Genomic DNA, 24,380 nt, shown 5'->3' with positions numbered 1-24,380 from the left:
TTTCTCCTGTCAGTGGGCGACGGCGGCGGCGCCGTGTTCGTCGATCAACGCGCCGTTGTGGAAGCGCTCGATGGAAAACGGCTTGGCCAGCGGGTGCATCTCGCCCGTGGCCAGGCTGGCCGCGAACACATGGCCCGAGCCCGGCGTGGCCTTGAAGCCACCGGTGCCCCAGCCGCAATTGAAGAACATGTTCGGCACCGGGGTCTTGGAGATGATCGGGCAGGCGTCCGGCGTGGTGTCGACGATGCCGCCCCACTGGCGGTTCATGCGCACCCGCGAGAGCACCGGGAACATTTCGACGATGGCCTGCAGGGTGTGTTCGATGATCGGGTACGAACCGCGCTGGCCGTAGCCGACCCAGCTGTCGATACCGGCACCGATCACCAGGTCGCCCTTGTCCGACTGGCTGATGTAACCGTGGACGGCGTTGGACATGATCACGCTGTCGATGATGGGCTTGATCGGCTCGGACACCAGCGCCTGCAGCGGATGGGATTCGACCGGCAGGCGGAAACCGGCCAGCTTGGCCATGTGCCCGGAGTTGCCGGCGGTAACCACACCGACGCGCTTGGCACCGATGAAACCCTTGTTGGTTTCGACACCGATGCACACGCCGTTTTCCTTGCGAAAGCCGGTCACTTCGGTCTGCTGGATCAGGTCCACGCCCAGGGCATCGGCGGCACGGGCATAGCCCCAGGCCACGGCGTCGTGACGGGCCACGCCGCCACGGCGCTGGACGGTGGCGCCGATGATCGGGTAACGGGTGTTCTTGGTGCAGTCCAGGTAGGGGATCTCTTCGGCCACCTGCTTGTTGTTCAACAGCTCGCCGTCCACGCCGTTGAGGCGGTTGGCGCTGACGCGGCGTTCGGAGTCGCGCATGTCCTGCAGGGTGTGGCACAGGTTGTACACGCCGCGCTGGGAAAACATCACGTTGTAGTTGATGTCCTGGGACAAGCCTTCCCACAGTTTCATGGCATGTTCGTACAGGTGGGCCGACTCATCCCACAGGTAGTTGGAGCGCACGATGGTGGTGTTGCGCGCGGTATTGCCGCCGCCCAGCCAGCCCTTCTCGACCACGGCCACATTGGTGATGCCGTGGACCTTGGCCAGGTAATAGGCGGTCGCCAGGCCGTGCCCGCCGCCGCCGACGATGACGACGTCGTAGACCTTCTTGGGGGTCGGTGTGCGCCACATGCGCTGCCAGTTTTCGTGGTGGCTGAGCGAGTGCTTGAAAAGGCCGAAGCCAGAATAACGTTGCATGGTGTTCACTCCACTCTCAGCGGTAGACCGGGAAGTCGCTGCACAGGGCCGTCACGTGACGGGCCACGTTGGCCTCGACGTCGGCATCGCCCAAATTGTCGAGGATGTCGCAGATCCAGCCGGCCAGATCAAGGCACTGGGCCACTTTGAAACCACGGCTGGTGACCGCTGGGGTACCGATGCGCAGGCCCGAGGTCACGAACGGTGACTGCGGGTCATTCGGCACGGCGTTCTTGTTCACGGTGATGTGCGCACGGCCCAGGGCGGCGTCGGCGTCTTTGCCGGTGAGGCCCTGGCGAATCAGGCTGACCAGGAACAGGTGGTTGTCGGTACCGCCGGACACCACGTCGAAGCCACGCTCGATGAACACGCCGGCCATGGCCTGGGCGTTGTCGATGACCTGCTGCTGGTAGGTCTTGAACTCGGGCTCCAGCGCTTCCTTGAAGCACACCGCCTTGGCAGCGATCACATGCATCAGCGGGCCGCCCTGGCCGCCGGGGAATACCGCGGCGTTGAATTTCTTTTCCAGGGCTTCGTTGGCACGGGCCAGGATCAGCCCGCCACGCGGACCGCGCAGGGTCTTGTGGGTGGTGGTGGTGACCACGTCGGCGAACGGGATCGGGTTGGGGTACAGGCCAGCGGCAACCAGCCCGGCGACGTGGGCCATGTCGACGAACAGGTAGGCTCCGACCTTGTCGGCGATTTCACGGAAGCGAGGGAAGTCGAGGGTCTTGGAGTAGGCCGAAAAGCCTGCAATGATCATCTTCGGCTGGTGCTCGACCGCCAGGCGCTCGACTTCGTCGTAGTCGATCAGGCCGGTGTCGGTGTCGATGCCGTACTGCACGGCGTTGTAGAGCTTGCCGGAGAAGCTGACCTTGGCACCGTGGGTCAGGTGACCGCCATGGGCCAGGCTCATGCCCAAGACCGTATCGCCGGCCTGCAACAGTGCCAGGTAGACCGCGGCGTTGGCCTGGGAACCCGAGTGCGGCTGGACGTTGGCATAGTCGGCACCGAACAGTTGCTTGGCGCGATCGATGGCCAGTTGCTCGACCTTGTCCACGTGCTCGCAGCCACCGTAGTAGCGCTTGCCCGGATAGCCTTCGGCGTACTTGTTGGTGAGGCCGCTGCCCTGGGCTTCCATCACGCGCTTGCTGGTGTAGTTTTCCGAGGCGATCAGTTCGATGTGGTCTTCCTGACGCTGGTCCTCGGCGTTCATGGCAGCCAGCAGGACGTCGTCATAACCTTGGATCTGATCTTGTTTGCTGAACATCGCGGTCTCCCCAGCGGCGGCGTGGCGCCTGGCATGTTGGACGAAGGCGACCGGCAACGGCTGCCTCCCTTGATTGCGATGGTAGGGCCGGCGCGATCCGACCAAATGCCTGCGCGCGCCTTGCAGAGGTTCGTTTACGACATGGCGCGATCAGGCCAGCGTCAGAGTGCCCGCAACAGCAGGCGCAGGCCCAGCAGGGCGAGGAAATGCAGGGGGTAGATGGCGTACGCCCAACGGCGCATGGGGACAACTGCCTGGTGTATCCCGACGCGCAGCACCAGCAGGCCCAGCCCTGGTGCCAGCAGACAGGCAACGATGCCGCCGATTGCCGGCCAGTAGAAGTGCCGCGCGGATTCGAACAGGTTGGCCCAGGCGTTGGCGGCCAGGCACAGCACGCCCAGGGGCAACGCCCAGTACAGCGGGCGCTGCCAGGCCAGGACAAACCCCAATGGCAGCAGCACGCCCGCCAGACCGAACATCAGCTGGTGGTCGAACAACGCCGCCACGGCACCCACCGCGCAGCCAAGTGCGGCCATGGCGGGTTGTCGGCGTTGCTGCCAGGCCTTGGCCACGATCAAGCCCAGAGCGAGGGTGGGCAGCACGTTGAGAGTGTCGGCCGGGTAGACGAACAGGCGGTAGGGAATTTCAGACAGAGCGGCGAAGCTCAGCAACCAGGCCAGGTAGCGGCCGCCCAGGGGAGCCTCAGGGCGGCGCGTCAGGTTGGCGGCAATCGCCAGGCAGAACCAGGGGAAAGCCAGGCGGCCCGGCACGTAGAGGAAGTCCAGCGACCAGCCGACATAGCGCAGGTGGTCGAGGACCATGCACAGCATGGCCAGCCATTTGAGCAGATCCAGTGCATGATTTCGGGTCATCCGAGAAAAAGCTCCAGTTTTTGGGTTGTCATACCGGCCTCTTCGCGGCGACAGACCGCTTCCACGCGAGCCTCACACAGCGCAGGAGCTGTCCGCATGGACGACACGTTTCCCGTAGGAGCGGCCAGTGGCCGCGAAGAGGCCCGCCTAGACGACACATCTTTCACAGTTGGTTTACAGTGCCCCCATACCTAACACCAAGGACCCGCCCATGAACGACCAAACCCAACAGTTCGCCAGCGACAATTATTCGGGCATCTGCTCCGAGGCCTGGGCGGCCATGGAGCAGGCCAACCAGGGCCATCAGCGCGCCTATGGCGACGATCAATGGACCGCACGCGCCGCCGATGAATTCCGCCGCCTGTTCGAAACCGACTGTGAAGTGTTTTTCGCCTTCAACGGCACTGCGGCCAACTCCCTGGCCCTGTCGTCGCTGTGCCAGAGCTACCACAGCGTCATCTGCTCGGAAACCGCGCACGTCGAAACCGATGAGTGCGGTGCCCCGGAATTCTTCTCCAACGGTTCCAAACTGCTGACAGCGCGCACCGAGCTGGGCAAGCTGACCCCTCAGGCCATTCGCGAAGTCGCGCTCAAGCGCCAGGACATCCACTACCCCAAGCCTCGCGTGGTCACCCTGACCCAGGCCACCGAAGTGGGCAGCGTGTACCGCCCCGAAGAACTCAAGGCCATCAGCGCCACCTGCAAGGAACTGAACCTGAACCTGCACATGGACGGCGCGCGCTTTGCCAACGCCTGTGCGTTTCTGGGCTGTACACCGGCCGAGCTGACCTGGAAAGCGGGAGTGGATGTGTTGTGCTTCGGCGGCACCAAGAACGGCATGGCCGTGGGCGAGGCCATTCTGTTCTTCAACCACCGGCTGGCCGAAGATTTCGACTATCGCTGCAAGCAGGCGGGGCAGCTGGCGTCGAAGATGCGTTTCCTGTCGGCGCCTTGGGTAGGGTTGCTGGAGAACGATGCCTGGCTCAAGCATGCCGGACACGCCAACCATTGCGCGCAACTGCTCAAGGCGTTGGTCGAGGGTATACCGGGGGTGGAGTTGATGTTTCCAGTAGAGGCCAACGGGGTGTTTCTGCAGATGCCGGAACCGGCCCTGGAAGCCCTGCGCGCCAAGGGCTGGCGCTTCTACACCTTCATCGGCAGCGGCGGCGCTCGCTTCATGTGCTCATGGGACACCGAGGAAGCCCGCGTGCGCGAGCTGGCCCGCGACATTCAGGCCGTAATGGCCGCCTGAGCACCGGGTCGTCCCGTTCGCGGCCACGGACCGCTCCTACATCTCGCTCATGCCACCGCAGTTCCACCGTAGGAGCGGTCATCGGCCGCGAAGGGTGCGCTGCGGTATGGCTGAACACCCCGCGGTGCGCTTTTCGCGGCCGATGACCGCTCCTAGCTCACCACCGCCCAGTCTGACTCAGACTTCCAGGTAATCCAGGATCCCTTCGGCAGCGTTGCGGCCTTCGAAGATGGCGGTCACCACCAGGTCCGAACCGCGGACCATGTCGCCGCCGGCGAAGATCTTCGGGTTGCTGGTCTGGTGCTTGAACTGACCTTGCTCCGGCGCCACCACGCGGCCCTGGCTGTCGGTCTGGATGCTGTGGTCCTGGAACCACGCCGCCGGGCTTGGGCGGAAACCGAAGGCGATGACCACGGCATCGGCCGGGATGATCTCCTCGGAACCCGGAATCGGCTCGGGACTGCGACGGCCACGGGCATCGGGTTCGCCCAGACGGGTTTCGACCACCTTCACCCCTTCGACCTTGTCTTCACCGACGATGGCGATCGGCTGGCGGTTGTAGAGGAATCTGACCCCCTCTTCCTTGGCGTTCTTCACCTCTTTGCGCGAGCCCGGCATGTTCGCCTCGTCACGCCGATAGGCACAGGTCACCGCCTTGGCACCCTGGCGAATGGAGGTACGGTTGCAGTCCATGGCCGTATCGCCGCCGCCCAGCACCACGACCTTCTTGCCCTTCATGTCGACGAAATCTTCCGGCGACTTTTCAAAGCCCAGGTTGCGGTTGACGTTGGCGATCAGGAAATCCAGGGCGTCATGCACGCCAGGCAGGTCTTCACCGGGGAAGCCGCCCTTCATGTAGGTGTAGGTACCCATGCCCATGAACACCGCATCGTATTCCTGCAGCAACTGCTCGACGCTGATGTCCTTGCCCACCTCGGTGTTCAGGCGGAATTCGATGCCCATGCCGGTGAAGACTTCGCGTCGATTGCTCAACACGCTCTTCTCCAGCTTGAACTCGGGGATACCGAAGGTCAGCAGGCCACCGATTTCCGGGTTCTTGTCGAACACCACCGGGGTCACGCCACCGCGCACCAGCACATCGGCGCAGCCCAGACCGGCCGGGCCGGCGCCGATGATGGCGACGCGCTTGCCGGTCGGCTTGACCTTGGACATGTCCGGGCGCCAGCCCATGGCGAACGCGGTGTCGGTGATGTACTTCTCCACCGAACCGATGGTCACCGCGCCGAAGCCGTCATTGAGGGTGCAGGCACCCTCGCACAGACGATCCTGCGGGCACACCCGGCCGCACACTTCGGGCAGGGTGTTGGTCTGGTGCGACAGCTCGGCGGCGGCGAGGATGTTGCCCTCGGCCACCAGTTTCAACCAGTTGGGAATGAAGTTGTGCACCGGGCACTTCCACTCGCAGTACGGGTTGCCACAGCCCAGGCAGCGGTGGGCCTGATCGGCCGACTGCGCGGGTTTGAAGGGCTCGTAGATCTCCACGAACTCTTTCTTGCGTTGACGCAACAGTTTCTTCTTCGGATCTTTGCGCCCGACCTCGATGAACTGGAAGTCATTACTCAGACGTTCAGCCATTGTTAAAACCTCATCAAACTGTTCAGGCGCATATCACTGCGGGTTGGCACGGGTGCTGGACAGCAGCGATTTCAGGTTGGCGGCCTTGGGCTTGACCAACCAGAAGCGACGCAGATAGTCGTCCAGGTTTTCCCAAAGGTTGCGGCCCCATTCGCTGTCGGTTTCGGCGACGTATTCGGCCAGCACGCGCTCCAGGTGAGTACGGTAGGCCTCCATGGCTTCGCCACTGATGCGCTGGATTTCCACCAGCTCGTGGTTGACCCGGTCGACGAAGCTGTTGTCCTGGTCGAGCACGTAGGCGAAACCGCCGGTCATGCCCGAGCCGAAGTTGTAGCCGGTCTTGCCGAGCACGCAGACGAAACCGCCGGTCATGTATTCGCAGCAGTGATCACCCGTGCCTTCCACGACCGTGTGGGCACCGGAGTTGCGCACCGCGAAACGCTCGCCTGCGGTACCGGCGGCGAACAGCTTGCCACCGGTGGCGCCGTACAGACAGGTATTGCCGATGATGGCACTGTCCTGGGTCTTGAACGGGCTGCCCTTGGGCGGCACGATCACCAGCTTGCCAGCGGTCATGCCCTTGCCGACGTAGTCGTTGGCATCACCCTCCAGGTACATGTTCAAGCCACCGGCATTCCAGACGCCGAAGCTCTGGCCCGCAGTGCCCTTGAAACGGAAGGTCAGCGGATTGGCGTTCATGCCCTGGTTGCCATGCAGCTTGGCGATTTCCCCGGAGATGCGCGCGCCGATGGAGCGGTCGCAGTTGCAGATGTCCATCGCGTATTCGCCACCGGTCTTGCCCTGAATCGCCGGCAAGGCCATTTCCACCATCTTCTCGGCCAGCAGGCCCTTGTCGAACGGCGGGTTGCGCTCCACCTGGCAGAACTGCGGCTTGTCGGCTGGAATATGGTCGCTGCCCAACAAAGGGGTCAGGTCCAGGTGCTGCTGCTTGGCGGTTTCACCCGGCAGCATTTCCAGCAGATCGGTGCGCCCGATCAGCTCGCCCAGGCTGCGTACGCCCAGCTTGGCCAGCCACTCACGGGTTTCCTCGGCCACGTAGGTGAAGAAGTTGATCACCATGTCGACCGTGCCGATGTAGTGATCCTTGCGCAGCTTCTCGTTCTGCGTGGCCACGCCGGTGGCGCAGTTGTTCAGGTGGCAGATGCGCAGGTATTTGCAGCCCAGGGCAATCATTGGCGCGGTGCCGAAGCCGAAGCTCTCGGCACCCAGGATCGCCGCCTTGATCACGTCCAGGCCGGTCTTCAGGCCGCCGTCGGTCTGTACCCGCACCTTGCCGCGCAGGTCGTTGCCGCGCAGGGTCTGGTGGGTTTCGGCCAGGCCCAGTTCCCACGGTGCACCGGCATACTTGATCGAGCTCAGCGGCGATGCACCGGTGCCACCGTCGTAGCCGGAAATGGTGATCAGGTCGGCATAGGCCTTGGCCACGCCGGCGGCGATGGTGCCCACACCTGCCTCGGCCACCAGTTTGACCGACACCAGCGCGGCCGGGTTGACCTGCTTGAGGTCGAAGATCAGCTGCGACAAGTCCTCGATGGAGTAGATGTCGTGGTGCGGCGGCGGCGAGATCAGCGTCACGCCAGGCACGGCATAGCGCAGCTTGGCGATCAGGCCGTTGACCTTGCCGCCGGGCAGCTGGCCGCCCTCGCCGGGCTTGGCGCCCTGGGCCACCTTGATCTGCAGCACTTCGGCGTTGACCAGGTATTCGGGAGTGACACCGAAGCGGCCGGTTGCGATCTGCTTGATCTTCGAACTGCGCACGGTGCCGTAGCGCGAAGGGTCTTCGCCGCCTTCACCGGAGTTGGAACGCGCACCCAGGCGGTTCATTGCCTCGGCCAGCGCTTCGTGGGCTTCGGGCGACAATGCACCCAGGGAAATGCCCGCCGAGTCGAAACGCTTGAGAATCGCTTCCAGCGGTTCGATCTGGTCCATGCCCAGCGGCTCGTCGAGCGTCTTGACCTTGAGCAGGTCGCGGATCATCGACACCGGACGGTTGTCGACGATCGCGGTGTATTCCTTGAACTTGCTGTAGTCGCCCTGCTGCACGGCGGCCTGCAGGGTGTTGACCACGTCCGGGTTGTAGGCGTGGTACTCGCCGCCGTACACGAACTTCAGCAGACCGCCTTGCTGGATCGGCTTGCGCGGGCTCCAGGCCTCGGCGGCAAGGGCTTTCTGCTCGGCTTCCAGGTCGACGAAGCGCGCGCCCTTGATGCGACTCGGCACACCACGGAAGCTCAGCTCGCAGACTTCCTCGGACAGACCGATGGCCTCGAACAGCTGGGCGCCGCGGTACGACGCCACGGTGGAGATGCCCATCTTCGAGAGAATCTTGAGCAAACCCTTGGTGATGCCCTTGCGGTAGTTCTTGAACACCTCGTAGAGGTCGCCCAACACTTCACCGGTACGGATCAGGTCGCCCAGCACTTCATAGGCCAGGAACGGATAGACCGCCGAAGCGCCAAAGCCGATCAGCACGGCGAAGTGATGCGGATCGCGGGCGGTAGCGGTTTCCACGAGGATGTTGCTGTCGCAGCGCAGGCCCTTCTCGGTCAGGCGATGGTGCACCGCACCGGTGGCCAGCGACGCATGCACCGGCAGCTTGCCCGCAGCGATGTTGCGGTCACTGAGCACCAGCAAGGTACGTCCGGCGCGCACCGCTTCTTCGGCCTGATCGGCGATGTTGCGCACGGCGGCTTCAAGGCCCATGGCTTCATCGTAGTTCAGTTCGATGACCTGCCGATCGAAGCCCGGCCGATCCAGGTTCATCAGCGAGCGCCACTTGGCGGGCGAGATGACCGGCGAGCTGAGGATCACCCGCGAAGCATGCTCCGGGGATTCCTGGAAGATGTTGCGCTCGGCACCCAGGCAGATTTCCAGGGACATCACGATCGCTTCGCGCAGCGGGTCGATCGGCGGGTTGGTCACCTGCGCGAACTGCTGGCGGAAATAGTCGTAAGGCGTGCGCACGCGACGCGACAGCACGGCCATCGGCGTGTCGTCGCCCATCGAACCCACGGCTTCCTGGCCTTGTTCACCCAGTGGGCGCAACACCTGGTCGCGCTCTTCGAAGGTCACCTGGTACATCTTCATGTACTGCTTGAGCTGGTCGCTGCTGTAGAAGGCCGAACCGTGGTCGTTGTCTTCCATGGTCGACTGGATACGCAGCGCACTCTTGCGCAGCCACTGCTTGTAAGGGTGGCGCGACTTCAGGCGGTTGTCGATGTCATCGGTGTGCAGCACCTGGCCGGTTTCGGTGTCGACGGCCAGGATCTGGCCCGGGCCCACACGCCCCTTGGCGATGACGTCCTCGGGCTGGTAGTTCCACACGCCGATTTCCGAGGCCAGGGTGATGTAGCCATTCTTGGTGGTGACCCAGCGCGCCGGACGCAGGCCGTTGCGGTCGAGCAGGCACACGGCATGGCGGCCGTCGGTCATGACCACGCCGGCCGGCCCATCCCAGGGCTCCATGTGCATCGAGTTGTATTCGTAGAACGCCCGCAGGTCCGGGTCCATGGTCTCGACGTTCTGCCAGGCCGGCGGAATCAGCATGCGCACGCCACGGAACAGATCGATACCACCGGTGACCATCAGTTCGAGCATGTTGTCCATGCTCGAAGAGTCGGAACCCACGCGGTTGACCAGCGGGCCGAGCTCTTCCAAATCCGGGATCAGATCGTTGGCGAACTTGGCGCGACGGGCCAGCGCCCAGTTGCGGTTGCCGGTGATGGTGTTGATCTCGCCGTTGTGGGCGAGAAAGCGGAATGGCTGGGCCAGCGGCCATTTCGGCAGGGTATTGGTGGAGAAGCGCTGGTGGAACACGCAGATGGCGGTCTGCAGACGCTCGTCGGACAGGTCTGGATAGAAGGCCGTGAGATCGGCCGGCATCATCAGGCCTTTGTAGATGATGGTCTTGTGCGAAAAACTGCAGATGTAGTGATCGGTGTCGGCGGCATTGGCCACGGAGGACCGGCGGCGGGCACTGAACAACTTGATCGCGAACTGCTGATCGCTCAGGCCTTCGCCCCCGACGAACACTTGCTGGATTTTTGGCAGGCGCTCAAGGGCCAGGCGGCCCAGCACGCTGGTGTCGATCGGTACGTCGCGCCAGCCGACCAACTGCAGGCCGGCAGCCTCGATTTCGCGGTTCATGTTTTCGCGGGCCGCTTGGGCGCGTACCGGGTCTTGATTGAAGAAGACCATGCCCACGGCATATTGCTTGGGCAGTTCGTTGCCGAAGTGCTGTTGGGCGATGGCACGCAGAAACAGGTCGGGCTTCTGGATCAGCAAGCCGCACCCGTCGCCGGTCTTGCCATCGGCGTTGATCCCACCGCGGTGGGTCATGCAGGTCAGGGCCTCGATGGCCGTTTGCAACAGGTTATGGCTGGGCTCACCCGACATATGGGCAATCAGGCCAAAACCGCAGTTATCCTTGAATTCATCCGGACGATACAGACCTGTTTTCATAGACACATTCTCACCAGGCTGCCTCTTGTTCGAGGCAATTTCTTTTCGATTCAACTAGTTACCACACGCGCCGAACGTTCGCCGGCTTTGCGGGGGCAAAAGGGAGGTCATTGTACACAGCGCTACGGGTGGTCACAAATTCAGCGACGAAATCAATAACTCATTTGTCGCAAATGTGAACGTTTCCAGCAGGCTATTGTGATAGCGACTTGAGCTGGATTCTGAATCCCGCAGCCTGACAGTGCAAGCCCGCATGCCTGCAGGGCCCGTGCTTGAGCCTTTCAGAGCAAACCAGGGAACAGGGACGGCGAAGCCTGCCTCGCAGTGCGGGGCAGGCTCGGGATTCAGATGACGCCGGAGGGTGGGGCGGCGGGGATAGGGTGCCGCCCGACAATCAGCGAGCTGTCGCGAGGTCCTGTTGGACGCTGGCGACAGTGCGTGGCCAAGGTTTACCAGCCTGGACCTTGGCTGGCAAGTTCTTGATGGCGGCAACGGCGGCATCACGGCTGGCGAAACTGCCATAGGTGATCACGTAGAGCGGTTTGCCTTGCAGGATTTTCTTGAAGTAGCGGAACTCGCCACCCTGTTCCTTGACGTAGGCCTGCGCAGCGCCTTCGTTGCTGGTCCCCAGAATCTGCACCACATAATTGCTTGGCGACTGCCCGGCATACCAGCTGCCGCCGGCGGCAGCTTTGCCGGCCGCTGCAGGGGCCGCCGGAGCTGGCTTGGCCGCCACGGTGGGCGCAGGCGCAGGCTTGACGGCAGTGGTCGGCGCAGGTTTGGTGGTTGCTGCCGGAGCTGTCTGACGCGCAGGCGCTGGGCTCGGCGCGACCGCTGCAGGCGAACCTGCAGGCACACCGGCTGGCGGTGCAATGGTGGTCACGGTAGGCGGCTGCGGCGACGTATTCACCGCGTCGCCCGTCTCTTCTCCGTCGCCCATGCCGGTGGACTCGGCCAGCGGGCCACGCATGACCGGCTGCTGCCCATTCATCGGCAACGACTGCGAACTGCCATTGAATTCGACCGATGGATTGCCGTTGTTGGACTGAGCTGCACTTGGCTGCCCCTGCCCCATCGGCAACTGCGCCTGTTCTGTCGTGCTCGGTGCCTTGCCGTCGCGGCTGGGGATCAGCCAGGCGGCAGCCACAGCGACGACGACAACGGCGGAAATCGCCAATACGTGTTTCTTAGGCATCTTAAACCCCATAGCAGGACGCTTCACCGACGAGCGGCTAGCGATCATGGCCTCGATCAGCGCGTCACGAGCAACCTGGTTGATGGCTCCTGGCCAACCATCCGAGTTCTCGTGAATGTCGGCGATCTGATCATTGGTGAGCAACTGGATTCCCTTACCGGCACCCTCCAGACGCAGGGCCAGGTATTCGCGGGTTTCCTCGAGGCTGTACGGTTGCAGCTCGATCACGTGGAACAATTCCTGCCCGGCGCTGAACTGCTCCAGGCCCGCGATCAATGAAGGCTCGCCGAACAGGAACACATGTGGGCGCCCGTCCGCGGTGCCCGCCGCCAACGCCAGCAGGGCTTCGAGTGCGGATTCGTCGAGTTGTTCCGCGTCGTCCACCAGCAGGTAGACTTCCTGCCCGGTCAGCCCCAGCTGGACGATCTGCGCCAGCAGGGCCGGCACTTCCAGAGTATTGAGGTTGAGCGATTGGGCGACCTGGGTCAGCACGCTGGCGGCATCGCCGGCCCCGCGCGCCGACACCACGATGCTTTGCACCGACTGCTTGTTGGTACTGGCGACCAGGGCCTGGCGCAGCAGGGTCTTGCCACTGCCATGGGGGCCGGTAACCACCAGCAACAGCTGGCTATAGCGCGCCAGATGGTGCAATTGGCCCAGTACCGGCTTGCGCTGGGCCGGGAAGAATTTGAAGCCAGGCACCCTTGCGGCGAAGGGGTCATGATCCAATTGGTAGTGGCCGAGAAAGGCCTCATCGGCATGCAGACTTGTCATCGAACTCTCGTAGAACAAAGGTGGATCGTTGATGGGTTGCTGGAAACACGTCCTGCTGGAACAGGCTCCACTAGGCTTCCAGCCCGGCGACGATGGCGCGGTAATCCGCTTCCAGGGTCGCCTGAAGCACATCGTGCGGGTAGTCGGCGGTGATCACTGCTTCGCCGATGCTGCGCAGCAGCACCAGGCGCAGACTGCCATCCAGCACTTTCTTGTCGATTGCCATGTGCTCGAGGAAATCGGTCGGCGTCATTTCCGCCGGCGGCACCACCGGCAGGCCGGCGCGCTGCAGCAGACGAATGCCGCGATCCCGCTCGGCCTGGGTGATCCAGCCAAGGCGCATGGACATCTCCAGCGCCATCACCGTACCGGCCCCCACGGCCTCACCGTGAAGCCACACACCATACCCCATATGGGTCTCGATGGCGTGGCCGAAAGTATGCCCCAGGTTCAGCGTGGCGCGCACACCGGACTCGCGTTCGTCCGCACCCACCACTCGTGCCTTGGCCTCGCAGGAACGGGCAATGGCCAGCGTGAGGGCCGCCTGATCGAGCGCCCGGAGGGCATCGACGTTATCTTCCAGCCAGCCCAGGAACGGTTCGTCGCAGATGAATCCGTACTTGATCACCTCCGCCAGCCCCGCCGACAGCTCGCGCGGCGGCAAGGTGGCCAGGGTGGTGGTGTCGATCACCACCGCCTGCGGCTGATAGAACGCACCGACCATGTTCTTGCCCAGCGGATGGTTGATGCCGGTCTTGCCGCCCACCGACGAGTCGACCTGGGACAGCAGCGTGGTCGGCACCTGGATGAAATCGACACCGCGCTGGTAGCAGGCAGCAGCGAACCCGGCCATGTCACCAATGACACCGCCGCCCAAGGCAATGACCGTAACGCGCCGATCCAGCCGTGCCGTGAGCATGGCATCGAAAATGGTCTGCAGGGTTTCCCAGTTCTTGAACGCTTCGCCGTCCGGAAGCACCACGGGCACCACCGAATAGGCGCCCAGGGTCTGGGTCAGGCGATCCAGGTAGAGCGGCGCCACCGTGGCGTTGGAGATGACCGCCACCTTTCGCCCGGCAATGTGCGGGGCCAGCAGCCCAGCCTGATCTAGCAGCCCTTCGCCAATGTAGATCGGATAGCTGCGTTCGCCGAGGTCAACCTTGAGTGTCTGCATGTGTCCCCACTATTGTTCTGTGAATCGAATGCCGTCAAACGGCGCCCTGCGCCGGTAGCGGATAGCCGCGCGTACGGCCGCCTTCAGCGCGGCGGCAGGCGTTGCAGGCGTTCGAGGATATCGAGGACCACCATGCGCGGTGGGCGCTCGTCGGTCTGCACCACCAGGTCGGCGATCTCGCGGTACAGCGGATCGCGGATTGCCAGCAAGGCCCGCAGCGTGGCCTCCGGGTTGGCGGTGCGCAATAGAGGCCGATTGCGATCGCGTGCCGTGCGACCGACTTGCTGTTCGACCGAGGCGTGCAGGTAGACCACGCGCCCGCCGGCGTGCAATGCCTGGCGGTTTTCATCACGCATGACCGCGCCACCGCCGGTAGCCAGCACCAGGCCGTCGAACTCGCACAGCTCGGCCAGCATGGCCTGCTCGCGGTCGCGAAAGCCGGCCTCGCCTTCCTGATCGAAGATCCACGGGATATTCGCTCCGGTACGGGTCTCGATTTCCTTGTCGGAATCCTTGAACGGCAACCGAAGCTCTTTGGCCAGCAAACGGCCAATGGTGCTCTTGCCTGCACCCATTGGCCCAACAAGTATCAAATTTCGCACAGAATCAACGACTCACAGCAATCGCCTGGTTATTCATGATACGCGGTGTCAAGAATACCAGCAGCTCGGATTTGGCTTCCGACACGACATCCCGACGGAAAAGGCGCCCAACATACGGCACGTCGCCCAAAAAGGGCACCTTGTCCACGGTTTTACTTTGCGTGTTGGAGAAAACCCCACCGATGACGATGGTCTCGCCGTCGTTGACCAGCACCTTGGCGTTGACCTCGTTCTTGCTGATCGGCGGTACACCCAGCACCGCGTTCAGGTAGTCGGGCTCATCCTTGGTGACCTTCACTTCCATGATGATGCGGCTGTCCGGGGTGATCTGCGGCGTCACCTCGAGTGACAGCGAAGCCTCCTTGAACGACACCGTGGTGGCGCCGCTGGAGCTGGCCTCCTGGTACGGCACCTCGGTACCCTTGAGGATCTTCGCGGTTTCCTTGTCCGAGGTCACCACCTTGGGCTGGGAGACGATCTCGCCATTGCCGGTGCTTTCCATGGCACTGAGCTCAAGGTCCAGCAGAACGTTGTTGGTCACGAAGCCCAGGCCGATGCCGGAGGTTGCATCGGCGGCCCCCAGGTCGATGAAGGGCGTGTTGCTGCCGACGTCGGCGCCGGTGTTGCCGGCTTCGTCGCCATTGTTGTCCAGCCCGTAGGCCGTCCAGTTGTTCTTGCCCCTCAGGTTGGTCGAACCGCCCCAACGCACGCCCAGCGCCTTGTTGTAGCCGACGTTGGCTTCGACGATGCGCGCCTCGATCATGACCTGACGCACCGGAATGTCCAGCTGGGTGACGATGCGACGCAGTTCGTCGAGGCGATCCTGGGTCTGGTAGGCAATGATGTTGTTGGTACGTTCGTCGACGGTGATCGAGCCGCGCTCGGTCTCGACGTTCTCGCCACGGGTCACCGACTGGAACAGCTTGGCGATGTCGGCAGCCTTGGCATAGTTGACCTGCATCAGCTCGCGGCGCAGGGGCGCCAGCTCCTGGATCTGCCGCTGCGACTCCAGCTCCTGGCGCTCGCGGGCGGCAATCTCGTCGGCCGGGGCCACCAGCAGCACGTTGCCGACCTTGCGCTTGTCCAGGCCCTTGGTCTTGAGCACCAGGTCCAGCGCCTGGTCCCAGGGAACGTTCTGCAGGCGCAGGGTGATGCCACCCTGCACCGTGTCACTGGCCACCAGGTTGAGGTTGGTGAAATCGGCGATCAGCTGCAGCACCGAACGCACGTCGATGTCCTGGAAGTTCAGCGAGAGCTTCTCGCCGGTATAGACATTGCGCTCGACATTTCGCCGCGCGACGTCCTCGTTGGTCAGCGGCCGCACACTGATGGTCAGGCGGTTTTCGGTCTGGTACGAAGAGTAGTCGAAGCTGCCGCTGGGCTCGATGGTCACGGTCGCGCCAGTGGCGCTCACCGAGGAGTTGACGAACTGCACCGGAGTCGCGAAATCCTTCACGTCCAAACGCACGCGCAACGGGTCGGGCAGCTGGGTCTTGGCGAAAGTGAGCAGGATCTTGCCGCCCTGCTCCTGGATATCGGGGCTGATGGTCGGGTCGCTGAGGTCGATGATGACATTGCCCTCACCCAGCTCGCCGCGCTGGAAATCGACGTTGCGAATGGCCCGGCCGGCGGGCACCGCCGCCCGCGCAGGAGCAGGCACGGCTGCGGGTCGCGGGGCGGGCCGGGCTGCCGTCGGAGCCGGTATCGCCGTGCCCTGCAGGGCCGCGGCACCCTCGCCCACCAGCACGAACAGGTCGTTGCCCTGCACGCGGGTGCTGTAGGGCGCCAGCTTGGTCAGGTTGACGATGATCCGCGTGCGGTCGGTGGCCTCGACCACCACCACACTGCGGGCATTGCCCACGCCCAGGTCGCGACTGCGGGCGCCCAGTTGACTGGTCACACCCGGCAGGTCGAGGGCGATCCGGGCCGGTTGCTCGGTGGTATAGCCGCGTGGCGCCGTGACCGGGCCGTCGAACGAAAGCTTGAGCTCGACGCGATCACCGGGCAGGGAAGCAACGTCGAGCGTCTTCAAGTTCGCGGCCATGACGATCGGTGAAAGCATCGCTATCCCTAGCGAAATACCGAAGGCTGAGAGAATCCTGTTCATTTTCGAGTTCCACTAGACATGCTTGACCCAAGCCCTTTACGAGCGCTCTTTGAGCGGGATGGTGCGAGGCCGCTCCAACCAACCACCATCCCCATCGGGAACGATTTCAACGACATCGACCTGGGCATCGCTGATGGCGATGATCCGCCCGTCGTTGCGACCCAGGTAATCGCCTACCTTCAGGCGGTGCACGCCACCGGCGCCGCGCATCAGGGCAAAGCGCCCACCGGCATTGCCCAGGGTGCCGACCATTTCGAAATCCTCGATGTTGAAACCCTCCAGGAATTGCTTGACCCGCGTCGTGTCGGGCTTGATGAGCCGGGAGCCCTTCTGCCTGTTCACCAGTTCGATCTTGATCGGTGGCTGGAACGGACTGCGCAACGACGCAGCCTCGTAACTGAACGCCTGATAGGGCGCAAAGCGCGGTATCGGTTCGATCTTGCCCTTGGGCCTGGCCTTGACCTCGGCCATGAATGCGTCGAGGTCGGCGAAATCGCCGTTGCCACCGCAACCTGCCAGCACCAGCATGCACGCGGCCAGGCCTGCAACGAATACTGCTTTCATTTCGCTTGCCCCTGTGTCGGTGCCGCGTCCGCGCCAGGCAGGCCTTGATCGTTGTAACGGTAGGTCTTGGCCAGGATACTCATGCGCAGCTGGCTGTTGCTGGCCTTCGGATCCACGGGTTTCACTTCGAAATCGTGCAGGGTGACGATCCGTGGCAGGCTGGCCACGCCACTGACGAAGGTGGCCAGGTCGTGGTAGGTGCCGGTCACGCTGATCTGTATCGGCAGCTCGATATAAAACTGCTGGGTCACCTCAGGCAACAATTTTATTTCTTCGAACTCCAACCCCGAACCCAGACCGGTGCGCGTGATGTCCTCGAGCAGGCCCGGCACTTCGGTGTCGCTGGGCAACTGGCGCAGCATCGCGCCGAACGACGTTTCCATTTCCTGCATCTGTTCGGTGTAGGTTTCCAGGTTCGCCGCCTGGAAGGCTTTGGTGGAGAACTGCTCCTTGAGCGCAGTTTCCTGATCGGCCTGTTGCTGCAATTGCGCCTCGAGGTCCGAGATGTGGAAGTTGTAGCCCAGGCCCAGGATGAGCGCCATCAGCAACACGCCGGCAATCACCTTGACTGCAGTCGGCCACGAACCGATGTTGTTCAGGTCAAGCTCGCTGAGCTCGACCTTGCGCAGGCTGTCCATCCAACTCGAAGGGTTCATTTGTCGTCCCCTTCGGCCTGGACCGGAGCGGTCTGGCGCACGGTCAGCTGGAAACTGTTGGCGCCGTTGACGTCGGCACTGGTGTTGGCCTTGACTTCGTTGAGGGCGGGCGCTTCCAGCCAGGGCGAAGCGTCGAGGTTGCGCAGCAGGTCGGACACGCGGTTGTTGGTCTCGGCGGCGCCGGCAATGGCAATGCTCTTGTCGGTCATTTTCACGTCGGTGAAGTACACTCCGTCGGGCAGCGTGCGCGCCATCTGGTCGAAGATGCGCCCGATGATCGGGCGGTTGCCCTGCAGGTCCTGGATGGTTTTCATGCGCTCGAGCAATTGCTTGCGCCGCGCCTTGAGCTCACTGATCGACTTGATGCGCTGATCGAGCAGGACGATCTCGGACTGCAGGTGGGCATTGCGCGCCGTCTGGGTGTCGATGGCATTGCCGATGAATCGGTCCGCCAGAAAAATGACCGCGATGGCGCCGACCAGCACGCCGGCCATGGCAATCAGGAATTGTCGCTTGCGCTCTTCTCGCAGCTGCTCGCGCCACGGCAGCAGGTTGATCCTTGCCATCTAGTCGAAGCTCCTCAGCGCCAGGCCACAGGCGATCATCAAGGCCGGTGCATCGCTGGCCAGCGCACCGGCGTTGACCTTGCTGCTCAGGGCCATGTCGGCGAACGGGTTGGCCACCAGGGTCGGGGTGCCCAGGCGTTGCTGGATCAGCCGATCCAGGCCGGAAATCGAAGCGGTGCCACCGGCGAGCATGATGTAGTCGACATCGTTGAACTGGCCGGCGGCAAAGAAAAACTGCAGCGAACGCGATACCTGCTGTACCACGGCATCCTTGAACGGTTGCAGCACTTCGGCCACATAGTCGTCGGGCAGCCCGCCCTGCTTCTTGGCCAGGCCGGCTTCCTCGTTGGACAGGCCATAACGGCGCTGGATTTCCTCGGTCAGCTGGCGCCCCCCGAACAACTGCTCGCGGGTATAGATGATGCGGCCGTTGTGCAGCACGCTGAGGGTGGTCATGGTCGCGCCGATGTCCACCACGGCCACGGTCAGGGCCTGGTTGCCACCGGCCAGCTGCGCGGTGAGCAGGCCAAAGGCACGCTCCAGCGCATACGCCTCGACATCCACCACCTTGGCGCTCAGCCCGGCCAGGGCCAGGGCAGCCTCGCGGACCTCGACGTTTTCCTTGCGGCAGGCAGCCAGCAATACCTCGACCCGCTCGGGGTTGCGCGCCGAATAGCCCTGCACTTCGAAGTCGATGGCGACTTCTTCGAGGGGGTAGGGAATGTACTGGTCGGCCTCGACCTTGAGCTGGGTTTCCAGCTCGTCGTCCGACAGGCCGGCGTCCATCTCGATGGTCTTGGTGATCACCGCCGAACCGGCCACGGCCACCGCGACGATGCGGGTACCGGTGCGCGCCTTGACCAGCACGCGGCTCAGGGCATGGCCGACGCCTTCGAGTTCGGCAATGTTCTTCTCGACCACGGCATTGGCCGGCAACGGCTCCACGGCATACGACTCGACCCGGAAACGGTTGCCCGTGCGGCTCAGCTCGAGCAATTTGACCGACGTGGAGCTGATGTCGATGCCCAATAGCGAATGTGCTTTCTTGCTGAAGAGTCCACGCACAACCGATTCCCTATTACTATCCGCGACTTACGGACCCTTTGTCGTACGAGGCATTTAATAGCAGTCTTGACAGAAGCGCAAATGACGCTCCGGGTCGAAAAATGCTTATAATGCCCAGCGTTTTTTCCACGTACCGCGTGCTGCGCTTAACCCATTCTTTTATCTGGAAATCCAAAAGCCTTGATACGCCTGCTGAAGTTTTTCTGGTGGTCTTTCCTCGCCGTCGTCTGCGGGCTGTTGCTCGTGCTCAGCGGGGCATTTCTGTATCTCAGCCCCAGCTTGCCGTCTGTCGACGCCCTGCGCAGCGTCGAGCTGCAGATCCCCCTGCGGGTCTTCAGCAGCGACGGAAAACTGATCGCCGAGTTCGGCGAGATGCGCCGCTCGCCGATCAAGTTCGCCGAGATTCCGCCACATTTCATCCAAGCCCTGTTGTCCGCAGAAGACGACAATTTCGAAAACCATTACGGCGTCGACCCCAGCAGCCTCATGCGCGCCGCCTCGCAGCTGGTGCGCAGCGGTCATATCCAGACCGGCGGCAGTACCATCACCATGCAGGTCGCCAAGAACTATTTCTTGACGTCTGAACGCAGTTTTTCACGCAAAATCACTGAAATCCTCCTTGCCTTGCAAATCGAGCGCCAACTTACCAAGGATGAGATTCTCGAGCTGTACGTGAACAAGATCTACCTGGGCAACCGGGCCTACGGGATCGAAGCCGCCGCTCAGGTGTATTACGGCAAGTCGATCCGCGACGTAAGCCTGGCGCAGATGGCGATGATCGCCGGCCTGCCCAAGGCGCCTTCGCGCTTCAACCCGCTGGCCAACCCGGTGCGCAGCAAGGAGCGTCGCGACTGGATCCTGGGACGCATGTTCCGCCTGGGCAAAATCGACGAAGCCAGCTACAACGCTGCCGTCGGCGAGCCGCTCAACGCCAGCTATCACGTGCCCACGCCGGAAGTCAGCGCGCCGTGGATCGCCGAAATGGCCCGTGCCGAAATGGTCGGGCGCTACGGCAGCGAGGCCTATACACAGGGCTTCAACGTCACCACCACGGTGCCGAGCAATCTGCAGGAAGACGCCAACCACGCCATCAGCTCCGGGCTGATCGCCTACGATCAACGCCATGGCTATCGCGGTCCGGAAGCTCGCCTGCCCGGCAAGACGCCGCGCGAGTGGGCCCAGGAACTGACTCGCCAGCGTCCGCTGAACGGCCTGGAGCCTGCCATCGTCACCAAGGTCGACAAGACGGGCATCGTCGTGCTCACCCGCGACGACAAGCAGGAGTCGATTGCCTGGGACAGCATGAAATGGGCGCGCCCCTTCATGAACACCAACAGTGTCGGGCGCACGCCTGCGCAGCCGTCGGACGTTGCGCAGGTAGGCGATCTGATCCGCGTGCAGCGTCAAGACGATGACACCTTGAAGTTCAGCCAGGTACCGACGGTGCAGAGCGCGCTGGTGTCGCTGGACCCGCGCACCGGCGCCATCCGTGCCTTGGTCGGTGGTTTCTCGTTCGAACAGAGCAACTACAATCGTGCGATGCAGGCCAAGCGCCAGCCGGGCTCCAGCTTCAAGCCGTTCATCTATAGCGCGGCACTGGACAAGGGCTACACGCCCGCCAGCCTGGTCAACGACGCCCCCATCGTGTTCGTCGACGAGTCGGTGGACAAGGTCTGGCGCCCCAAGAACGACACCAATACCTTTCTGGGCCCGATCCGGCTGCGTGAAGCGCTGTACAAGTCGCGCAACCTGGTCTCGATCCGCGTGCTGCAGAGCCTGGGTGTAGACAGCACCATCGACTACATCAGCAAGTTCGGCTTCAACAAGCAGGACCTGCCCCGCAACCTGTCGCTGGCACTGGGCACCGCCACCCTGACACCGATGGAAATCGCCACGGGCTGGAGCGTGTTCGCCAATGGCGGCTACAAGGTTTCGCCGTACTTGATCGAACGTATCGACAGCCGCAACGGCGAGACCCTGTTCCGCGCCAATCCGCCGACGGTACCGGCCGACGACATCGCCGCCGCCACGCCCCAGGCGGCACCGGCCAGCGCGACCACGGTATCGGCCCCCATCGCGGTGGACGCCACCTTGACGCCAGGCGCCGCCCCAGCCCCGGTGATTGCCGAGCGGATCATCGACGGGCGCACCGCGTTCATCCTCACCAGCATGCTCGAGGACGTCATCAAGAAGGGCACCGGGCGCCGCGCCATGGCCCTGGGTCGCACCGACCTGGCCGGCAAGACGGGCACTACCAACGACTCGAAGGATGCCTGGTTCTCGGGCTACAACGCCGACTACATGACCACTGTCTGGTCGGGCTTCGACCAGCCTGAAACCCTGGGCCGGCACGAGTTTGGCGGCACCGTTTCACTGCCGATCTGGATGACCTACATGGCCGCCGCGCTCAAGGACAAGCCGGCTCATGTGCAGCCCGAGCCCGACGGCATCCTCAGCCTGCGGGTAGACCCGATCAGCGGCCGCGCGGCCGCACCGGGCACGCCGGGCGCCTACTTCGAGCTGTTCAAGAGCGAAGACACACCGCCTTCCAACAGCGAGTTCGGTGGCGGCAGCGCACCGGGCAGCCCGCTCCCGGCAGACGAATCGGCGCCGATCGACCTGTTCTGATACCAGACCGCGTCGATCCCTTCGCGGCCACCACAAAAAAAGCCCCGACTCTCGCGAGCCGGGGCTTTTTCATGGCGCGTCCAAAGGCTTAGCCGTTGAACACGTCATCCACGCTCTGCAGCGGGTAATGCTTGGGGTACGGCAGGGTGGCCACACCGGTCTCGATCGCAGCCTTGGCCACGGCGTCGGAGATCAGGGTGATCAGGCGTGGGTCCATCGGCTTGGGAATGATGTACTCGCGACCGAATTCCAGCGAAATACCGCCGTAGGCGTCGCAGACTTCCTGGGGCACGGGCAGCTTGGCCAGTTCACGCAGGGCGTTGGCGGCGGCGATCTTCATTTCTTCGTTGATGCGCTTGGCGCGAACGTCCAGGGCACCACGGAAGATGAACGGGAAGCCCAGCACGTTGTTGACCTGGTTCGGGTAGTCGGAACGACCGGTGGCCATGATCACGTCGTCGCGGGTGGCGTGCGCCAGTTCCGGGGAGATCTCCGGATCGGGGTTGGAGCAGGCGAACACGATCGGATTGGCGGCCATCGACTTCAGGCCTTCGGCGCTCAGCAGGTTGGGGCCCGACAGACCGACGAACACATCGGCGCCCTGCAGGGCATCGGCCAGGGTGCGCTTCTCGGTGGTGTGGGCGAAGACCGCCTTGTACTGGTTCAGGTCGTCGCGGCCGGCGTGGATCACGCCCGTGCGGTCGATCATGAAGATGTTCTCGATGCGAGCGCCCATGCTGACCAGCAGCTTCATGCACGAGATAGCGGCGGCGCCAGCGCCCAGGCAGACGATCTTGGCGTCTTCCAGAGTCTTGCCGGCGATTTCCAGGGCGTTGATCATGCCGGCTGCGGTGACGATCGCGGTACCGTGCTGGTCATCGTGGAATACCGGAATGTCGCACTGCTCGATCAGCGCGCGTTCGATTTCAAAGCACTCGGGCGCCTTGATGTCTTCCAGGTTGATGCCACCGAAGGTGATCGAGATACGCTTGACCGTGTCGATGAAGGCCTGCGGGCTTTCCGAGTCGACTTCGATGTCGAAGACGTCGATGCCGGCGAAACGCTTGAACAGAACGCCCTTGCCTTCCATGACCGGCTTGGAAGCCAGCGGGCCGAGGTTGCCCAGGCCCAAAATGGCGGTGCCGTCGGAGATGACCGCTACCAGGTTACCCTTGCCGGTGTACTTGTAGGCCAGCTCGGGATCGCGACCGATTTCGCGAACGGGCTCGGCTACACCGGGGCTGTAGGCCAGCGACAGGTCGCGGGCGGTTGCAGTGGGCTTGGTGAGTTCGACGCTCAGTTTGCCTGGGCGTGGATGGGCATGGTACTCGAGAGCGGCAGTTTTCAAATCTGACATTGGGGGCGTTCCGCTTTTACGTTGGTCTGACGAGACCCGCGAGGATACGCAAGATGCCTACACCCGACAAGACTACCCGGTCACATGCGTCAAGGCCCCTGGCCTACGACTTTCGGCGGGTACCGACAGGGCCGTCGAGGGCCTGCGAGGCAGCCCATGCACAGGCGCCTCTGGCCGGTTCACGGCTGTATCTGCACCATCTGCGGGGTGCTCACCGGCAACATCCAGCGCAACTGCCCGGCAGCCCGATTGCCGCGCCGATTGCGATCCAGCACCCAGCCGCGGGCCTCGACCTTTTGGCCTTTCAGGGCATCGAGCCAGCCTTCGGGGAACAGCGCGAACACCTTGGGCGCGACGTGCAGGACCACCGAGTCGTCCAGTTCGATCCAGGCCCCGGCGCGGTTGCGTTCGACCTTGCTGACCCGCCCGCCGAGCAGGGCGAAGCCGGCACGCTCCACCTGCGCGGCGGCGATGGCCGGCGATTGACGCCACAGCCCCAGCCCGGCCTTTCGAGCGGCGTGCTCGGCCTGCTGCTGGCAGGCCACCTGCTCGACATTGGGCGCCACCGCGACCTGCAGGGCCAGCCCTTCGGCCAGCAATTGCGCCTCGAAGTTCAGCCCACCGCGGCCATAGACATGGGCCAGGGTGCGCTGGTAGCGATCCTGGCTCTCGCGGCCCAACTGCAGGCCGACCAGGCCGTCGCTGTCATCGACCAGCGCCTGCAATCGGCGCCGCGCGGCCACGGCGTAGGGCTCGTCGCCGCGCCCCTGGCGACCGATCTCAGGCGCATTGATACCGATCAGGCGGACGCTGCGGCCATCCTGCAGGCGCAGGGTATCGCCGTCGATGACCTGGCGGACCTGGGCGGTGCCCAGCCCGCTCGGAGCCGGGCAGAAGGCCTCGGCCTGAGCGGCGCCAAGCCAGAAAACGCCCACAAAAAAGGCGCCCGCAAGGGGCGCC

General features: G+C 63.5%; 17 protein-coding genes. 2 read left to right on the top strand and 15 right to left on the bottom strand.

The window, feature by feature from the left end:
* Positions 1-9: 9 nt before the first annotated feature.
* From IFT76_RS14660 to IFT76_RS14650, 3 genes are all read right to left on the bottom strand, one after another.
* Positions 10-1,260: a sarcosine oxidase subunit beta family protein gene (locus IFT76_RS14660; RefSeq protein WP_122480435.1), complete on the bottom strand. Its 1,251-nt coding sequence runs from the start codon at positions 1,258-1,260 to the stop codon at positions 10-12.
* A gap of 16 nt (positions 1,261-1,276) precedes the next feature.
* On the bottom strand, positions 1,277-2,530 hold the full coding sequence (glyA, locus tag IFT76_RS14655; protein ID WP_122480436.1) for a serine hydroxymethyltransferase: 1,254 nt from the start codon (positions 2,528-2,530) through the stop codon (positions 1,277-1,279).
* Positions 2,531-2,691: 161 nt separating this feature from the next.
* Positions 2,692-3,402, bottom strand: a complete 711-nt coding sequence (locus IFT76_RS14650; RefSeq protein ID WP_192059007.1) for a TraX family protein — start codon at positions 3,400-3,402, stop codon at positions 2,692-2,694.
* 211 nt (positions 3,403-3,613) lie between these two features.
* Between IFT76_RS14650 and IFT76_RS14645 the strand changes: the two genes are divergently transcribed.
* Complete coding sequence (locus IFT76_RS14645; protein WP_122480438.1) at positions 3,614-4,654, top strand: threonine aldolase family protein; 1,041 nt, start codon at positions 3,614-3,616, stop codon at positions 4,652-4,654.
* Between the two features lie 177 nt (positions 4,655-4,831).
* On the opposite strand, the gene IFT76_RS14640 is transcribed toward IFT76_RS14645, so the two are convergent.
* From IFT76_RS14640 to IFT76_RS14595, 10 genes are all read right to left on the bottom strand, one after another.
* Positions 4,832-6,250, bottom strand: coding sequence for an FAD-dependent oxidoreductase (locus IFT76_RS14640; protein ID WP_192059005.1), 1,419 nt, complete (start codon positions 6,248-6,250; stop codon positions 4,832-4,834).
* A gap of 33 nt (positions 6,251-6,283) precedes the next feature.
* Complete coding sequence (gltB, locus tag IFT76_RS14635) at positions 6,284-10,732, bottom strand: glutamate synthase large subunit (protein ID WP_185794942.1); 4,449 nt, start codon at positions 10,730-10,732, stop codon at positions 6,284-6,286.
* Positions 10,733-11,126: 394 nt separating this feature from the next.
* Positions 11,127-12,701: an SPOR domain-containing protein gene (locus IFT76_RS14630; protein ID WP_192059003.1), complete on the bottom strand. Its 1,575-nt coding sequence runs from the start codon at positions 12,699-12,701 to the stop codon at positions 11,127-11,129.
* 70 nt (positions 12,702-12,771) lie between these two features.
* Positions 12,772-13,875: a 3-dehydroquinate synthase gene (gene aroB / locus IFT76_RS14625; RefSeq protein ID WP_185794941.1), complete on the bottom strand. Its 1,104-nt coding sequence runs from the start codon at positions 13,873-13,875 to the stop codon at positions 12,772-12,774.
* 83 nt (positions 13,876-13,958) lie between these two features.
* Positions 13,959-14,477 (bottom strand): shikimate kinase AroK, encoded by a 519-nt coding sequence (aroK, locus tag IFT76_RS14620; protein WP_043191342.1) that lies wholly within the window; start codon positions 14,475-14,477, stop codon positions 13,959-13,961.
* A gap of 4 nt (positions 14,478-14,481) precedes the next feature.
* Positions 14,482-16,584 carry a type IV pilus secretin PilQ gene (gene pilQ, locus IFT76_RS14615; protein WP_192059001.1) on the bottom strand — a complete coding sequence of 701 codons (2,103 nt, stop codon included), beginning with the start codon at positions 16,582-16,584 and terminating at the stop codon, positions 14,482-14,484.
* 36 nt (positions 16,585-16,620) lie between these two features.
* Positions 16,621-17,148, bottom strand: coding sequence for a type 4a pilus biogenesis lipoprotein PilP (gene pilP, locus IFT76_RS14610; protein WP_122480443.1), 528 nt, complete (start codon positions 17,146-17,148; stop codon positions 16,621-16,623).
* A complete protein-coding gene (gene pilO / locus IFT76_RS14605; protein ID WP_122480444.1) occupies positions 17,145-17,804 on the bottom strand; it encodes a type 4a pilus biogenesis protein PilO in 660 nt (219 codons plus the stop codon). Before pilO ends, pilP begins: the two co-directional genes overlap by 4 nt.
* A complete protein-coding gene (locus IFT76_RS14600; RefSeq protein ID WP_122480445.1) occupies positions 17,801-18,370 on the bottom strand; it encodes a PilN domain-containing protein in 570 nt (189 codons plus the stop codon). The genes pilO and IFT76_RS14600 overlap by 4 nt, the downstream gene beginning before the upstream one ends.
* Positions 18,371-19,435, bottom strand: coding sequence for a pilus assembly protein PilM (locus IFT76_RS14595; RefSeq protein WP_122480446.1), 1,065 nt, complete (start codon positions 19,433-19,435; stop codon positions 18,371-18,373).
* A gap of 183 nt (positions 19,436-19,618) precedes the next feature.
* On the opposite strand from IFT76_RS14595, the gene IFT76_RS14590 reads away from it, so the two are divergent.
* Positions 19,619-22,063 carry a penicillin-binding protein 1A gene (locus tag IFT76_RS14590; protein ID WP_425312023.1) on the top strand — a complete coding sequence of 815 codons (2,445 nt, stop codon included), beginning with the start codon at positions 19,619-19,621 and terminating at the stop codon, positions 22,061-22,063.
* An 88-nt stretch (positions 22,064-22,151) separates the two neighbouring features.
* On the opposite strand, the gene IFT76_RS14585 is transcribed toward IFT76_RS14590, so the two are convergent.
* The gene (locus IFT76_RS14585; RefSeq protein ID WP_122714552.1) at positions 22,152-23,420 is read right to left on the bottom strand and encodes a malic enzyme-like NAD(P)-binding protein; all 1,269 of its coding nucleotides are present in this window, start codon (positions 23,418-23,420) and stop codon (positions 22,152-22,154) included.
* 179 nt (positions 23,421-23,599) lie between these two features.
* Entirely contained in the window at positions 23,600-24,355 is a 756-nt protein-coding gene (locus IFT76_RS14580; protein ID WP_342214385.1) for a thermonuclease family protein, read from the bottom strand.
* Between the last annotated feature and the right edge of the window lie 25 nt (positions 24,356-24,380).

Origin of the sequence: Pseudomonas sp. CFBP 13727, assembly GCF_014841915.1 — a bacterium.
Lineage (GTDB): Bacteria > Pseudomonadota > Gammaproteobacteria > Pseudomonadales > Pseudomonadaceae > Aquipseudomonas > Aquipseudomonas baltica.
The sequence above is the reverse complement of the archived record's forward strand: the minus strand, read 5'-3'. Positions and strand labels throughout refer to the sequence as shown.

What these genes read in the sequence shown, in the direction of transcription:
- IFT76_RS14660 (WP_122480435.1), bottom strand. Translation starts at nt 1,260, where the DNA reads ATGCAACGTTATTCTGGCTTCGGCCTTTTCAAGCACTCGCTCAGCCAC.
- glyA (WP_122480436.1), bottom strand. Translation starts at nt 2,530, where the DNA reads ATGTTCAGCAAACAAGATCAGATCCAAGGTTATGACGACGTCCTGCTG.
- IFT76_RS14650 (WP_192059007.1), bottom strand. Translation starts at nt 3,402, where the DNA reads ATGACCCGAAATCATGCACTGGATCTGCTCAAATGGCTGGCCATGCTG.
- IFT76_RS14645 (WP_122480438.1), top strand. Translation starts at nt 3,614, where the DNA reads ATGAACGACCAAACCCAACAGTTCGCCAGCGACAATTATTCGGGCATC.
- IFT76_RS14640 (WP_192059005.1), bottom strand. Translation starts at nt 6,250, where the DNA reads ATGGCTGAACGTCTGAGTAATGACTTCCAGTTCATCGAGGTCGGGCGC.
- gltB (WP_185794942.1), bottom strand. Translation starts at nt 10,732, where the DNA reads ATGAAAACAGGTCTGTATCGTCCGGATGAATTCAAGGATAACTGCGGT.
- IFT76_RS14630 (WP_192059003.1), bottom strand. Translation starts at nt 12,701, where the DNA reads ATGACAAGTCTGCATGCCGATGAGGCCTTTCTCGGCCACTACCAATTG.
- aroB (WP_185794941.1), bottom strand. Translation starts at nt 13,875, where the DNA reads ATGCAGACACTCAAGGTTGACCTCGGCGAACGCAGCTATCCGATCTAC.
- pilQ (WP_192059001.1), bottom strand. Translation starts at nt 16,584, where the DNA reads ATGAACAGGATTCTCTCAGCCTTCGGTATTTCGCTAGGGATAGCGATG.
- pilP (WP_122480443.1), bottom strand. Translation starts at nt 17,148, where the DNA reads ATGAAAGCAGTATTCGTTGCAGGCCTGGCCGCGTGCATGCTGGTGCTG.
- pilO (WP_122480444.1), bottom strand. Translation starts at nt 17,804, where the DNA reads ATGAACCCTTCGAGTTGGATGGACAGCCTGCGCAAGGTCGAGCTCAGC.
- IFT76_RS14600 (WP_122480445.1), bottom strand. Translation starts at nt 18,370, where the DNA reads ATGGCAAGGATCAACCTGCTGCCGTGGCGCGAGCAGCTGCGAGAAGAG.
- IFT76_RS14585 (WP_122714552.1), bottom strand. Translation starts at nt 23,420, where the DNA reads ATGTCAGATTTGAAAACTGCCGCTCTCGAGTACCATGCCCATCCACGC.